11 protein-coding genes are annotated in these 15,255 nt (G+C 59.1%); 9 read left to right on the top strand and 2 right to left on the bottom strand.

The genetic code is table 11. The annotated features are described in order from the left end of the window. Positions 1-76: 76 nt before the first annotated feature. From AC07V4_RS13640 to AC07V4_RS13680, 9 genes are all read left to right on the top strand, one after another. Entirely contained in the window at positions 77-1,678 is a 1,602-nt protein-coding gene (locus AC07V4_RS13640) for an ABC transporter substrate-binding protein (RefSeq protein ID WP_492636822.1), read from the top strand. Positions 1,679-1,936: 258 nt separating this feature from the next. After that, complete coding sequence (locus AC07V4_RS13645) at positions 1,937-3,565, top strand: ABC transporter substrate-binding protein (protein ID WP_492636821.1); 1,629 nt, start codon at positions 1,937-1,939, stop codon at positions 3,563-3,565. Positions 3,566-3,932: 367 nt separating this feature from the next. Then, entirely contained in the window at positions 3,933-5,477 is a 1,545-nt protein-coding gene (locus AC07V4_RS13650) for an ABC transporter substrate-binding protein (RefSeq protein WP_492636967.1), read from the top strand. Between the two features lie 171 nt (positions 5,478-5,648). Then, positions 5,649-7,046 (top strand): OprD family outer membrane porin, encoded by a 1,398-nt coding sequence (locus AC07V4_RS13655; RefSeq protein ID WP_492636820.1) that lies wholly within the window; start codon positions 5,649-5,651, stop codon positions 7,044-7,046. 80 nt (positions 7,047-7,126) lie between these two features. Beyond that, entirely contained in the window at positions 7,127-8,725 is a 1,599-nt protein-coding gene (locus tag AC07V4_RS13660; RefSeq protein WP_492636819.1) for an ABC transporter substrate-binding protein, read from the top strand. Positions 8,726-8,800: 75 nt separating this feature from the next. Next, a complete protein-coding gene (locus AC07V4_RS13665) occupies positions 8,801-9,811 on the top strand; it encodes an ABC transporter permease subunit (RefSeq protein ID WP_106578740.1) in 1,011 nt (336 codons plus the stop codon). Between the two features lie 10 nt (positions 9,812-9,821). Next, entirely contained in the window at positions 9,822-10,733 is a 912-nt protein-coding gene (locus tag AC07V4_RS13670) for an ABC transporter permease subunit (protein ID WP_431751018.1), read from the top strand. A gap of 10 nt (positions 10,734-10,743) precedes the next feature. Then, on the top strand, positions 10,744-11,712 hold the full coding sequence (locus AC07V4_RS13675; RefSeq protein ID WP_176995121.1) for an ABC transporter ATP-binding protein: 969 nt from the start codon (positions 10,744-10,746) through the stop codon (positions 11,710-11,712). Next, on the top strand, positions 11,712-12,683 hold the full coding sequence (locus AC07V4_RS13680; protein ID WP_016971590.1) for a peptide ABC transporter ATP-binding protein: 972 nt from the start codon (positions 11,712-11,714) through the stop codon (positions 12,681-12,683). Before AC07V4_RS13675 ends, AC07V4_RS13680 begins: the two co-directional genes overlap by 1 nt. A 113-nt stretch (positions 12,684-12,796) precedes the next feature. On the opposite strand, the gene AC07V4_RS13685 is transcribed toward AC07V4_RS13680, so the two are convergent. Beyond that, the gene (locus AC07V4_RS13685; RefSeq protein ID WP_492636818.1) at positions 12,797-13,060 is read right to left on the bottom strand and encodes a hypothetical protein; all 264 of its coding nucleotides are present in this window, start codon (positions 13,058-13,060) and stop codon (positions 12,797-12,799) included. A 587-nt stretch (positions 13,061-13,647) separates the two neighbouring features. After that, on the bottom strand, positions 13,648-15,231 hold the full coding sequence (locus tag AC07V4_RS13690; RefSeq protein ID WP_492636817.1) for a peptide chain release factor 3: 1,584 nt from the start codon (positions 15,229-15,231) through the stop codon (positions 13,648-13,650). Between the last annotated feature and the right edge of the window lie 24 nt (positions 15,232-15,255).

Genomic DNA, 15,255 nt, shown 5'->3' on the forward strand with positions numbered 1-15,255 from the left:
CCTGAACGGCGGTAACCTCGGTGACCGCCGTTTTCGTTTGGGCAGCTTATATATGCCTGCCATCTCAGGGGTCTCCATGGAAAGAATCGCCTTAAAACCGCTCCTCCTCGCCGCAGGCCTCCTGGCCTTTATGCCAATGGCCCAGGCAGCCAGCACCCTGGTCTACTGCTCCGAAGCAAGCCCCGCCGGTTTCGATCCCAGCCAGTACACCAGCGGCACAGACTTCGATGCCTCTGCCGAAACCGTGTTCAACCGCCTCACGCAATTCAAGCGCGGTGGCACCGAGGTCGAGCCCGGCCTGGCGACGAGCTGGGATATCTCCAAAGACGGTCTGGCCTATACCTTCCACCTGCGGGACGGCGTCAAGTTCCACACCACCGACTTCTTCACACCGACTCGCGACTTCAACGCGGATGATGTGCTGTTCACCTTCAATCGCCTGCTGGATACCGAAAGCCCGTTTCGCAAGGCTTACCCGTCCGAGTCGCCCTACTTCACCGACATGGGTTTGAACACCACGATCAAGAGTGTCGAAAAACTCGACGACCACACCGTGCGCTTCAACCTGAACAACGTCGATGCGTCGTTCGTACAAAACCTGGCCATGAGTTTCGCCTCGGTGCAATCGGCCGAATACGCTGCGCAACTATTGAAGGAAGGCAAGGCTGAAGACATCAACCAGAAACCAGTCGGTACCGGGCCCTTTGTATTCAAGCGCTACCAGAAAGACTCGCAGATTCGCTACGCGGCCAATAAGCAGTACTGGAAGCCCGAGGATGTGAAGCTCGACAACCTGATATTCGCCATCACCCCGGACGCCGCCGCGCGCCTGCAAAAACTCAAGGCCGGCGAATGCCAGGTCAGCGGGTACCCGCGCCCGTCCGATATCGAAGTCATGAAGCAAGACCCCAACCTGCGCGTACTGCAACAAGCCGGTTTCAACCTGGGGTTTCTGGCCTACAACGTGACCCACCCGCCACTGGACCAGCTCAAGGTGCGCCAAGCCCTGGACATGGCCATCGACAAGCCGGCCATCATCAAGGCGGTGTACCAGAGCGCCGGACAATTGGCGCAGAACGCGCTGCCTCCGGCGCAGTGGTCTTATGACCCGACCATCAAGGACGCGCCCTATGATCCGACCAAGGCGCGTGCGCTACTAAAAGAAGCAGGGGTTGCACCCGGTACCACCATCAATCTGTGGGCAATGACGGTCCAACGTGCTTCCAACCCGAATGCACGGATGTCCGCGCAAATGATCCAGCAGGATTGGGAAAAGATTGGCATCAAAGCCAACATCGTCAGCTATGAGTGGGGCGAATACATCAAGCGCGCCAAGAATGGCGAACACGACGCGATGATTTATGGCTGGACCGGCGACAACGGTGACCCGGATAACTGGCTCGGTGTGCTCTACAGTTGTGCCGCAGTCAAGGGCAGCAACTACGCCAAATGGTGTAACCCCGCCTACGACAAACTCGTGCAACAGGCCAAGGTCAGCAATGACCGTGAACAGCGCATCAAGTGGTATCAACAGGCACAGAAAATCCTTAAAGAACAAGTACCTATAACACCTATTGCGAACTCGACGGTTTTCCAACCTCTGCGCAAGGAAGTGCGCGACTTCAAGATCAGCCCCTTTGGGCTCACACCGTTCTATGGTGTCAGTCTAGATAAGTAACATCAGCGCCCCAACCAAGTGCGCTAGACGCCTTGGTTGGGCTTTTTTGGTGCGCACTCTGCACCGAAAAAACCCTGTAAATGTACGCAATTATGTACAAACTTTCAGAATTGCGACATTCCTGTACGTTCGTACCACACTTTGAGTGTCGCAACGGTTCTGCATCTTGCAATGGGTATGGCCCCTGCATAAGTATCCGCAGGCCGACTCACGAGGTCGCCCTCACCACCAAAAATGACAACAAATCATGAGGCCAACATGCTTAAACACGCAGTCATTCCGTTAATTGTTAGCGCTGGCCTTATGGCAGCAGCCCCTTTCGCCCAAGCGGCGACTAACCTGGTGTTCTGCTCCGAAGGCAGCCCCGCTGGTTTTGACCCGGGCCAGTACACCACCGGAACAGACTTCGATGCCTCGGCCGAAACCATGTTCAACCGCCTGACCCAGTTCGAGCGCGGCGGCACCGCCGTGATTCCTGGGCTGGCCGCCAGCTGGGACGTGTCCCCGGACGGCCTGACGTACACCTTCCACCTGCGCGACGGCGTGAAGTTCCATACCACCTCATACTTCAAGCCCACTCGTACCTTCAATGCCGATGACGTGCTCTTCACGTTCAACCGCATGATCAACAAGGACGATCCGTTCCGCAAAGCCTACCCCACCGAGTTCCCGTACTTCACGGACATGGGGATGGACACCAACATCAAGAACATCGAGAAAGTCGATGACCACACCGTCAAGTTCACCCTTGGCACCGTGGACGCCGCCTTTATCCAGAACCTGGCAATGAGCTTCGCGTCGATCCAGTCGGCTGAATACGCCGCCCAACTGTTGAAAGAAGGCAAAGCTGCGGACATCAACCAGAAGCCTATCGGCACTGGCCCGTTCGTGTTCAAGAGCTACCAGAAAGACTCGAACATCCGTTACACCGGCAACAAGGACTACTGGAAGCCGGAAGACGTGAAGATCGACAACCTGATCTTCGCCATCACCACCGACCCGTCGGTGCGTATCCAGAAGCTCAAGAAAAACGAATGCCAGATCACCCTGTTCCCACGTCCGGCCGACCTCAAGGCGCTGGGCGAGGACAAGGATCTGAAACTGCCGCACCAGGCCGGTTTCAACCTGGGTTACATCGCTTACAACGTGATGCCGGTCCTCAAGGGCCAGACCGCCCCCAACCCTCTGTCCGATCTGCGTGTACGCGAAGCGCTGGACATGTCGGTGAACAAGCAGCAGATCATCGACTCCGTGTACCAGGGCGCCGGCCAACTGGCCGTCAACGCCATGCCACCGACTCAGTGGTCCTACGACACCACGATCAAGGACGCGAAGTACGATCCTGCCAAAGCCAAGGAACTGCTCAAGGAAGCCGGTGTTAAAGAAGGCACCGAGATCACCCTGTGGGCGATGCCGGTTCAACGTCCGTACAACCCGAACGCCAAGCTGATGGCCGAGATGCTGCAGAACGACTGGAAACAGATCGGCCTGAAGGTCAACATCGTTAGCTACGAGTGGGGCGAGTACATCAAGCGCTCCAAAGGTGGCGAGAACCAGGCCATGATCATTGGCTGGAGCGGTGACAATGGTGACCCGGACAACTGGCTGAACGTGCTGTTCGGCTGCGACTCCCTGAATGGCAACAACTTCTCCAAATGGTGCGACAAGAAATTCGACGGCATCGTAAAAGAAGCCAAGGCTACGTCGGACGTCGCCAAACGCACCGAGCTGTATAAGCAGGCGCAACATATCCTCAAAGATGCTGTCCCGATGACACCTATCGCGCACTCGACGGTGTATCAACCCATGCGTTCCACCGTGCAGGACTTCAAGATCAGCCCGTTTGGCTTGAACTCTTTCTACGGTGTCAGCGTAAGCGGCAAGTAAGGATCATTGACGGCGACGCTTCATAGCGTCGCCGTTATTGCATCCGCCTAGGCCGTAGGAAACAGACCACGACACAGCCCATTGCCGTCCTACAGTAATGAGCTGCGACACGTGGCCCCGTTGCCTACAAGGTCAGTCAGATTCGACGCATTTACTGCAAGATCCACGACCCATAACGTCGTAGGACAGCAGCAGCTTCATTCTGAGAAAGGCACTTGCTGCGTGTGGGATCAGTGAGGTCTCCCTTGGCTGAAGGCCAGGGAGATTGCTCGCTGATTGATAACTACAAACAAGGATCGGGATCGTCATGCGCCATACCACCGTTCTATCCGCAATCTTTGGCACCAGCCTGCTGGCTGTCGCCACGATGGGCCAAGCCGCCGAAAAGAAGAGCCTGGTGTTCTGCTCTGAAGGCAGCCCGGCTGGGTTTGACACCGCGCAATACACCACCGCCACCGACAACGATGCAGCCGAACCGCTGTACAACCGCTTGGTTGAGTTCGAAAAAGGTGCGACCAACGTGGTGCCTGGGCTGGCAACCAAATGGGATATTTCGCCGGACGGCCTGACCTACACCTTCCACCTGCGTGAAGGCGTGAAGTTTCACAGCAACAAGGAGTTCAAGCCGACCCGAGACTTCAACGCCGACGACGTGCTGTTCACTTTCAACCGCATGCTTGACCCCGAGCATCCGTTTCGCAAGGCCTACCCCACCGAGTTTCCGTACTTCAACGGGATGAGCCTGAACAAGAACATTGCCAAGGTCGAGAAAATCGACCCGCACACCGTGGTGATGACCCTGAATACGGTCGACGCCGCGTTTATCCAGAACATTGCCATGAGCTTCGCCGCGATCCTGTCCGCCGAATACGCCGGGCAGTTGCTCAAGGCCGGCAAGCCGAGCGACATCAACCAGAAGCCAATCGGTACCGGCCCGTTTGTGTTCCAGCGCTACCAGAAAGATTCGCAGATCCGTTATGTGGCGAACAAACAGTACTGGGACCCGAACCGGGTCAAGCTCGATCAACTGATCTTCGCCATCAACACCGATGCTTCGGTGCGGGTACAGAAACTCAAGGCCGGCGAATGCCAGGTGACTCTGCACCCGCGCCCGGCCGACGTCGACGCCCTCAAGGCCGACCCCAACCTGCAACTGCTGACCAAACCCGGCTTCAACCTCGGCTACATCGCCTACAACGTGCGCCACAAACCCTTCGATCAACTCGAAGTACGCCAGGCGTTGGACATGGCAGTGAACAAGCAGAGCATTCTGAACGCCGTGTACCAGGGCGCGGGGCAATTGGCCGTCAACGCCATGCCGCCGACCCAGTGGTCCTACGACGACACCATCAAGGACGCCGCCTACAACCCGGAAAAAGCCAAGGAATTGCTCAAGGCAGCCGGCGTGAAGGAAGGCACCGAGATCACCCTGTGGGCGATGCCGGTGCAGCGGCCGTACAACCCCAACGCCAAGCTGATGGCTGAGATGCTGCAGAGCGACTGGGGCAAGATCGGCCTCAAGGTCAAGATCGTCAGCTACGAATGGGGCGAGTACATCAAGCGCACCAAGAACGGTGAGCACGATATCAGCCTGATCGGTTGGACCGGTGACAACGGTGACCCGGACAACTGGCTGGGCACCCTCTACAGCTGCGACGCCATCGGCGGGAACAACTACTCCATGTGGTGTGACCCGGCATACGACAAGCTGGTCAAGCAAGCCAAGGTCGTGACCGACCGTGAACAAAGGACTGTTCTGTACAAACAAGCGCAGCAACTGCTCAAGCAGCAGGTGCCGATCACGCCCGTCGCCCACTCAACGGTCAACCAGCCGTTAAGCGCCAAAGTCGAAGGTTTCAAAGTAAGTCCCTTCGGCCGCAACGTGTTCTCGGGCGTCAGTATCACCCCATAAGAATAAATAACCGGATTGCGCAGAGCGGGAACGGCTCTGCTGCAAACGTGCAGCTTTTTATTAGGAATTTTCCTACGCCAAACGTTTGCAAAAGCTTGAACGAGTTACACACCAATAGCCGGTTCACCTAAAAAGACCGGCATAAAAAAGAGAACCAAAGGAGCTCCACCCATGAAACTGAGCAGCAAAGCGCTTCTGGCCCTGGCCATCAGCAGCATCACGGCAACCGCCTTCGCTGAACCGCAAAGCCAGGACTTCGTTCCAACCACATTGGCCGGCACCAGCGCCCAAAGCGAGGCCAAAGGCTTTATCGACGGAGCAAGCCTGGGCGGTACCACCCGTAACTGGTTTTCCAACGAAAACAAGTTCCGCGGTCAAAAATTCACCTACGTGAAACATGGCCAAGAGCGTACCGACGCATACCGCACCAACTGGGTACAAGGCACGATCCTCAACGGCACCTCGGGCTTTACTCAGGGCACCATTGGCGTGAGCACTGAAGTTGCCGTGTACAACGCTCTGGTTCTGGACCGCAGCAAGCGCGACATCAAGGGTGGCTCCAACCGTACCTTGGCCGACTCCAACGGCGACGCCGTTGACCAGTGGAGCAAACTGGGCCTGGCCAACGTGAAGTTCCGTGCATCGAACACCACGCTGACCGCCGGTCGTCAGAACTTCAGCAGCGGCATCGTCGACACCATCGGCAACCGGGCCCTGCCTTCGAGCTTTGAAGGTGTTTCGATCGATAGCCAGGAATTCAGCAATCTGTCGTTCCAAGGCGGCATCTTCGATCGCGTTTCGCCACGTACCGAGCAAAGCTTGTCGAAGTTCCGCTCCGAATACGGTAACGGCCAGACCACCGACAAGGTGAAAACCCTGGGCTTCAACTACCAGCCGTTCAAGAGCCTGAAAACCAGCGTGTTCGCGGCGAACGTCGAGGACTTCTGGAACCAGTACTACGTCGGCGCCACCCATGAACTGGGCGATAGCAGCGTCCTGGGCCTGACCACCGGCCTGAACTACTACAAAACCACCGATACCGGCAGCAAGAAGATGGGCAAAATCGACAACGACACGTACTCGTTGTCTCTGGGCCTGACTCACCAAGCCCATAGCCTGACCTTCGCCTACCAAGCCATCAACGGCGACGAATACTTCGACTACCTGCACGAAACCAACGGCATCTACCTGGCCAACTCCCTGACGTCCGACTTCAACGGACCGAACGAGAAGTCCTTCCAGATCGCTTATGGCATCAACATGGCTGAATACGGCATTCCTGGCCTGAAGTTCAATGCCTACTCAGCACGCGGCTGGGGTATCGACGGTACTCACTACACCGGCACCGCCTACGGCGAATCGGGTGTACGCCGCAGCGACCTGCGCCTGATGGACGGCGAAACCCACCAGGAATACGGTGTGGGCGCCTCCTACGCAATTCAGAGCGGCTCACTCAAGGCAACGACCATTCGTGGTACCTACGTGACCCACCGCGCCAGTGAAAACCAGGCTGACGGCAACATCCGTGAGTTCCGCCTGGTCACCACCATCCCGTTCAACATTCTTTAATTAGCGCCAGGTAAACGGCAGGCTCAGGACGAGCCCGCCGTCTACGCTTGTCTGGCTCCATCGATTGCAGAGGGCTCTGAATGAAAATGCTCCCGTTACAAGCCGCCATGGCCGCTGCGCTGTTGAGCGTGGCGATCGGCGTTTCGGCCAAACCGCTGGTGGTCTGCACCGAAGCCAGCCCGGAAGGTTTCGACCCGGTCCTGTACACCACGGCCGTCACCGCTGACGCCGCCGCGGAAACCATGTTCAACCGTCTGGTGGACTTCAAGCCCGGCACCACCGAAGTGGTTCCTGCACTGGCCAAAGCCCTGCCGGACATCAGCGCCGATGGCCTGACCTACACCTTTCACCTGCGTGACGACGTCAAGTTCCACACCACCGACTACTTCAAACCCACGCGCAACATGAACGCCGACGATGTGCTTTGGAGTTTCCAGCGCCAGCTGGACCCGAATCACCCGTGGCATAAAAAGTCCAACGTGGGCTACCCGTACTTTGAAAGCATGGGCTTCAAGGAGCTGCTCAAGAGCGTAGAGAAGACCGACGATCATACCGTCGTCTTTACCCTGACTCGTCCTGAAGCACCGTTCCTGGCCGACCTGGCCATGGCGTTTTCCTCGATCCACTCCGCCGAATACGCCGACCAGTTGCTCAAGTCCGGCAAGACCGATGACCTGAACGCCAAGCCGATCGGCACCGGGCCGTTCGTTTTCACCCGCTATCAGAAAGATGCCCAGGTACGCTTCAAGGCCAACCCGGAGTACTTCCGTGGCAAGCCACCAGCGGATCCGCTGATCCTGGCAATTACCACCGACAACAACGTACGCCTGCAGAAGCTCAAGGCCAACGAGTGCCAGATCGCGCTGTATCCGAAGCCGGATGACGTGCCGAGCGTCAAGGCCGACCCGAACCTGAAGGTCGATGAACTGGCGGCGATGACCACCGCTTACACCGCCTTGAACACCACGCATAAGTACATGAGCGATGCGCGGGTGCGTCACGCCATCAACATCGCGTTCGACAAAAAAGGCTACAACGAATCCCTGTATGGCAAAGGCAACGCAGTGGACGCCACCGGCCCCTATCCAAGTACCCTGCTGGGCTTTAACGACAAGCTTAAAAACCCAACCCGCGACCTCGACAAGGCCCGTGCCCTGCTCAAGGAAGCCGGCGTGCCGGAAGGTACCGAGTTCACCCTGTTCACTCGTAACGGCGGCGGCCCGACCAACCCTAACCCGCTTCTCGGCGCCCAGCGCATGCAGGCGGATTTGGCCCAGATTGGCCTGAAGGTCAATATCAAGGTCATGGAATGGGGCGAGATGCTCAAGCGCGCTAAAAACGGCGAGCACGACATGGTGTCCGCCGGCTGGGCGGGGGATAACGGGGACCCGGATAACTTCCTCACACCGAACCTGAGTTGCGACGCAGCGAAAAACGGCGAAAACTACGCCCGCTGGTGTAACAAAGAGTTTCAGGACTTGATCGACAAGGCGCGCGCTATCGCTGAACCCGCCCAGCGCGCTGCACTCTATGAACAAGCCCAGGACGTTTTCGAGAAAGACCAACCCTGGATTCCAATGGCCTATCCGAAAATGTTCACCGCCATGCGCAAGAACGTCGAGGGTTATACCCAAAGCCCTCTGACGACCAATAACTTCGCCACTACCCAGGTGAAGTAATAAGAAAAACGCTCGGCGCCGTCGACATCGACGGCGCCGGACCTGCCTAACCGGCTGATTGAGGTACACAACAAGATGTTTAGTTTTATTGCCCGCCGATTGGGGTTATTGATCCCCACGTTTTTCGGCATCACGTTGCTCACGTTTGCGTTGATTCGCATGATCCCTGGCGACCCCGTCGAAGTCATGATGGGCGAGCGGCGCGTCGACCCCGAGATGCACGCACAGGCAATGGAACGCCTTGGTCTTAACAAACCGTTATATGCGCAATACCTGGATTATGTCGGCAAGCTCGCCCACGGCGATCTCGGCGAATCCCTGCGCACACGCACCAGCGTGTGGACCGAATTCACCGCCCTCTTCCCGGCGACCCTGGAACTTTCCATGGCCGCCCTGCTGTTTGCCGGCGTCCTGGGCCTGTTGGCCGGGGTGATCGCAGCCCTTAAACGAGGATCCCTATTCGACCATGGGGTGATGGGCATCTCCCTCGCGGGATATTCGATGCCGATCTTCTGGTGGGGTCTGATCCTGATCATGTTCTTCTCGGTGAGCCTGGGCTGGACCCCGGTTTCCGGGCGGATCGACCTGCTCTACGACATCGAGCCGCGCACCGGCTTCATGCTGATCGACACCCTGCTGGCCGACGAGCCAGACGCGTTCTTCGATGCACTGCACCACCTGATCCTGCCGGCCATCGTGCTCGGCACCATCCCGCTGGCGGTGATTGCGCGGATGACCCGCTCCTCCATGCTCGAAGTATTGCGTGAGGACTACATCCGTACCGCCAAGGCCAAGGGCCTGTCGCCAGCGCGCGTCGTCTTCGTGCATGGCTTGCGCAACGCGCTGATCCCAGTGTTGACCGTGGTTGGTCTGCAAGTGGGCACGCTGCTGGCCGGTGCGGTATTGACCGAAACCATCTTCTCGTGGCCTGGCATCGGCAAATGGCTGATCGAAGCCATTGGCGCGCGGGACTACCCGGTGGTGCAAAACGGCATCTTGCTGATCGCCTGCCTGGTGATCCTGGTGAACTTCGTGGTGGACATCCTCTACGGCTTCGCCAACCCACGCATCCGTCATCAGCGCTGAGATCATGACCATGACTACCTCTACACAAGCGTCAGCAGTCGATCAAAGCCTGCTGTACCCGTCCCCGTACAAAGAATTCTGGCAAGCCTTCTCCAAGAACAAAGGCGCGGTAGCCGGTTTGCTGTTCATGTTGCTGATCGTGTTCTGCGCGATCTTTGCTCCCTGGGTTGCGCCACATAACCCGAGCGAGCAATACCGCGACTTCCTGCTGACCCCGCCAGCCTGGCTGGAAGGTGGGCAGATGCAGTTCCTGCTGGGCACCGACGAATTGGGCCGTGACCTGCTCTCGCGCCTGATCCAGGGCTCGCGCCTGTCGCTGTTGATCGGTTTGTCGTCGGTGGTGATGTCGCTGATCCCGGGCATCCTGCTGGGGCTGTTCGCCGGGTTCTTCCCGCGCTTGCTTGGCCCGACCATCATGCGCCTGATGGACATCATGCTGGCGCTGCCATCGCTGCTGCTCGCCGTTGCCATCGTCGCGATCCTCGGCCCTGGCCTGATCAACACCGTGATCGCCATCGCCATCGTCTCGCTGCCGTCCTATGTGCGTCTGACCCGCGCGGCGGTGATGGGCGAACTGAACCGCGACTACGTGACGGCCGCCCGCCTCGCCGGCGCCGGCCTGCCACGCCTGATGTTCATCACCGTGCTGCCTAACTGCATGGCACCGTTGATCGTCCAGGCCACCTTGAGTTTCTCGTCGGCGATCCTCGATGCCGCAGCCTTGGGCTTCCTCGGCCTTGGCGTACAGCCGCCAACCCCGGAGTGGGGCACCATGCTGGCCTCGGCCCGCGACTACATCGAACGCGCCTGGTGGGTCGTGAGCCTGCCTGGTTTGACCATTTTGCTCAGCGTGCTGGCAATCAACTTGATGGGCGACGGCCTGCGCGATGCGCTGGACCCGAAACTCAAGAACGCCGCCTGAGGAGATTCCCATGTCATTGTTAGAAATCAAGAATCTCAATGTGCGCTTCGGCGACAAGACCGCCGTACCGGTGGTCGATGGCCTCGACCTGTCGGTCGACAAAGGCGAAGTACTAGCGATCGTTGGCGAGTCGGGCTCGGGTAAATCCGTGACCATGATGGCGCTGATGGGCCTGATCGAGCACCCCGGCATCGTCACCGCCGACTCACTGACCTTCGACGGCAAGGACATGCTCAAGCTGAGCAGCCGCCAGCGTCGCCAGATCGTCGGCAAGGACCTGGCGATGGTGTTCCAGGACCCGATGACCGCGCTGAACCCGAGTTACACCGTGGGCTTCCAGATTGAAGAAGTGCTGCGCCTGCACCTGAAAATGTCCGGCAAGCAAGCGCGCAAGCGGGCCATCGAACTCTTGGAAAAAGTGGAGATCCCAGGCGCTGCCAGCCGTATGGATGCCTACCCGCACCAACTGTCCGGTGGTATGAGCCAGCGTGTGGCTATCGCCATGGCCATTGCCGGCGAGCCGAAACTGCTGATTGCGGATGAGCCGACCACGGCGTTGGACGTAACGATTCAAGCGCAGATCATGGAGCTGCTGCTGGCCCTGCAGAAAGAACAGAACATGGGCCTGGTGCTGATCACCCATGACCTCGCGGTGGTGGCTGAAACCGCCCAGCGCGTGTGTGTGATGTACGCCGGCCAGGCCGTGGAAGTCGGCCAGGTGCCGCAGTTGTTCGACATCCCGGCACACCCGTACAGCGAAGCGCTGCTCAAGGCGATCCCGGAGCACAGCCTCGGAGCCACGCGCCTGGCCACTCTGCCGGGTATCGTGCCCGGTCGTTATGACCGCCCGCAGGGTTGCCTGCTGTCGCCGCGTTGCCCGTATGTGCAGGACTCCTGCCGCGCCCAGCGGCCTGGCCTTGATCCGAAAACCAACAGCCTTGCGCGCTGCTTCTACCCCTTGAACCAGGAGGTGGCGTAATGGCCGTCGTTCTTACCGCCCGCGACCTGACCCGTCACTACGAAGTGTCCCGTGGCCTGTTCAAGGGCCACGCCACCGTGCGCGCCCTGAACGGCGTGTCTTTCGAGCTGGAAGCCGGCAAGACCCTCGCCGTAGTGGGCGAGTCGGGTTGCGGCAAGTCCACCCTGGCTCGTGCGCTCACATTGATTGAAGAGCCGTCTTCCGGTTCCTTGAAAATCGCTGGCCAGGAAGTGGCCGGCGCCGACAAGGCCCAGCGCAAACAACTGCGCAAAGACGTGCAGATGGTGTTCCAGAGCCCCTACGCCTCGTTGAATCCACGCCAGAAAGTGGGTGATCAACTCGGCGAGCCGTTGCTGATCAACACCAACCTGTCCGCCGCCGAACGCCGCGAAAAAGTGCAGGCGATGATGAAGCAAGTGGGCCTGCGCCCTGAGCATTATCAGCGCTACCCGCACATGTTCTCCGGTGGCCAGCGTCAGCGTATCGCGCTGGCCCGGGCGATGATGCTGCAACCGAAAGTGCTGGTGGCGGATGAGCCGACCTCCGCTCTGGACGTGTCGATCCAGGCCCAGGTGCTCAACCTGTTCATGGACCTGCAGCAGGAATTCAACACGGCCTACGTGTTCATCTCCCACAACCTGGCGGTGGTGCAACACGTCGCCGATGACGTGATGGTGATGTACCTCGGCCGCCCGGTGGAAGTGGGCCCCAAGGAAGACATCTACGCCCGTCCGCTGCACCCGTACACCCAGGCGCTGCTGTCGGCCACCCCGACCATCCACCCGGACCCGAACAAGCCGAAGATCAAGATCGTCGGCGAGTTGCCCAACCCGCTGAACCCGCCGCCTGGCTGCGCTTTCCACAAGCGCTGCCCGTACGCGACCGCCCGTTGCAGCAGCGAGGAGCCGCAACTGCGTGCCTTGGATAACCGCCAGGTGGCCTGCCACTACGCGGAGCAGTTCGTCGCCTGATCCCGCAACAAAAATGCCCTGGGCGATTTAGCCCAGGGCATGACATGAGTTCTACCGCCCCACCCGTCGGATTGCGCATCAGTCCGGCAGGTGGGGCTTTTTTTCAGACCGACTTATGTATCGCTGTCACCGTCCGAGGTGTCATCGTCGTCTGGTGGGGCTTGCTGGTCATCGTCATCCTTGGAGCCACCCTGGTCTTCATCACCGGGCTCCGACTCACTCTTGGCCAATTGCAGACCTGCGGCCTGCGCCGTCTTCGCGGCCACGAACCCCGGGGCCTGGCCCTGCACAGTCGTATTGGCCCACGCGGACGAAATGCCCAGGGATAACATCACCAGCACTTTTAGCATCAGCACTAAACGTTGAAAGATAGTCATGGTCGATTTCCGTCCAGTCAGTGGAACATGTGCGCCGGCGTTCGACCGTCGCTGTCAATCAAGCTAGTTCCTATCCTGGTTTTGCGCCACTTGCTGTCAGGTATCGCCGCCGTCGTAGGTTTCGCTGTCCTCCCCTTCGTTGTAGGGGGTTCCTGGTCTTCCTTGGGCGCCGCTTGCGCTTGGGGCTGCCAGTTGCCGGAGTTGACTTCGCTCTGCTTCTTCTTGGTGACCGGGCCAGTGTCTTTCCACTGCGGCGTCCCGGCGTCGGCCAGTACCGGTGTGGCGGGCAGGGCCAGGCTGGCGAGCAGTAGCAAGGGGATGGTGTGTTTAAGGCTCAGTACAGGGGGCTCCTTCCTAATGAGTGAATAGGAAAACGCTAGACCTGATGTGGAGTTATCGCCAATCCAACGCCAAATGAAGATCAAAATGTGGGAGCTGGCTTGCCTGCGATGGCGGTGTATCAGCCAGCATTTCAGTGACTGATCCATTGCTATCGCAGGCAAGCCAGCTCCCACATTTGGTCATGGTGCGCCCAATAAAAAGGGTGAAGCCATGACAGCTTCACCCTTCTCGATACCGCTCAGCCCTTAATGATGCTCGCGAGTCGCACGGAACTTCACATCCGGCCAACGCTCTTCCATCAGCGCCAGGTTCACCCGGGTCGGTGCCAGGTAGGTCAAGTGACCACCGCCGTCCACTGCCAGGTTTTCCACAGCCTTGTTGGAGAACTCTTCCAACTTCTTCTTATCGCTGCAATCGATCCAACGCGCGGAATACACGGTGATTGGCTCGTAGGAGCATTCGACCTTGTATTCCTCTTTCAGGCGGCTGGCCACCACATCGAACTGCAGCACGCCCACGGCGCCGAGGATGATGTCGTTGCTGCGCTCGGGGAAGAACACCTGGGTGGCGCCCTCTTCCGCCAACTGCTGCAAGCCTTGGCGCAGTTGCTTGGATTTGAGCGGGTCACGCAGGCGTACGCGGCGGAACAGTTCCGGGGCGAAGTGCGGGATACCGGTGAAGCCCAGGGTTTCGCCTTCGGTGAAGGTGTCGCCGATCTGGATGGTGCCGTGGTTGTGCAGGCCGATGATGTCGCCAGCGTAGGCCTCTTCCAGTTGTTCACGCTCGGAAGAGAAGAACGTCAGGGCGTCGCCGATGCGCACGTCCTTGCCGGTGCGCACATGGCGCATCTTCATGCCTTTTTCGTATTTGCCGGAGCAAATGCGCATGAAGGCAATACGGTCGCGGTGCTTGGGGTCCATGTTCGCCTGGATCTTGAACACGAAGCCCGAGAACTTCTCTTCCACCGGCTCCACGGTGCGCTCGTTGGCCACACGCGGCAGCGGGCGCGGAGCCCAGTCCACCACGGCATCGAGCACGTGGTCGACACCGAAGTTGCCCAACGCGGTCCCGAAGAACACCGGCGTCAGCTGGCCGTCGAGGAATTCCTGCTGGTTGAACTCGTGGCAGGCGCCCTGCACCAGTTCCAGTTGGTCGACGAAGCGGTCGTACTCGTCACCCAGGTGGGCACGGGCTTCGTCCGAATCCAGCTTCTCGATGATCTTGGTTTCGGTGCGCTCGTGACCGTGGCCGGCGGTGTAGACGATGATGTAGTCGTCGGCCAGGTGGTACACACCCTTGAAATCGCGGTAGCAACCAATCGGCCAGGTGATCGGCGCCGCCTTGATCTTCAGGACGGCTTCGATTTCATCCAACAGCTCGATGGGATCGCGGATATCGCGGTCGAGTTTGTTGATGAAGCTGACGATAGGCGTGTCACGCAGACGGCACACGTCCATCAGGGCGATGGTACGTGGCTCGACGCCTTTACCGCCGTCGAGGACCATCAACGCCGAGTCCACTGCGGTCAGGGTGCGGTAGGTGTCTTCGGAGAAGTCTTCGTGGCCCGGGGTGTCGAGCAGGTTGACCATGTGGTCGCGATACGGGAACTGCATGACCGACGTGGTAATGGAGATACCCCGTTGTTTTTCCATTTCCATCCAGTCGGAGGTGGCATGGCGGTCGGATTTGCGGGATTTCACCGTGCCGGCCACTGCGATTGCCTTGCCCATCAGCAGGAGCTTCTCGGTGATGGTGGTTTTACCGGCATCGGGGTGGGAAATAATGGCGAAAGTGCGGCGTTTCGCGACTTCGGCGGCCTGGTGGGTCATGGGAAATCGCCTGGCAGGTGAGTC

It is taken from the genome of Pseudomonas sp. GW821-FHT03A09 (assembly GCF_059421065.1).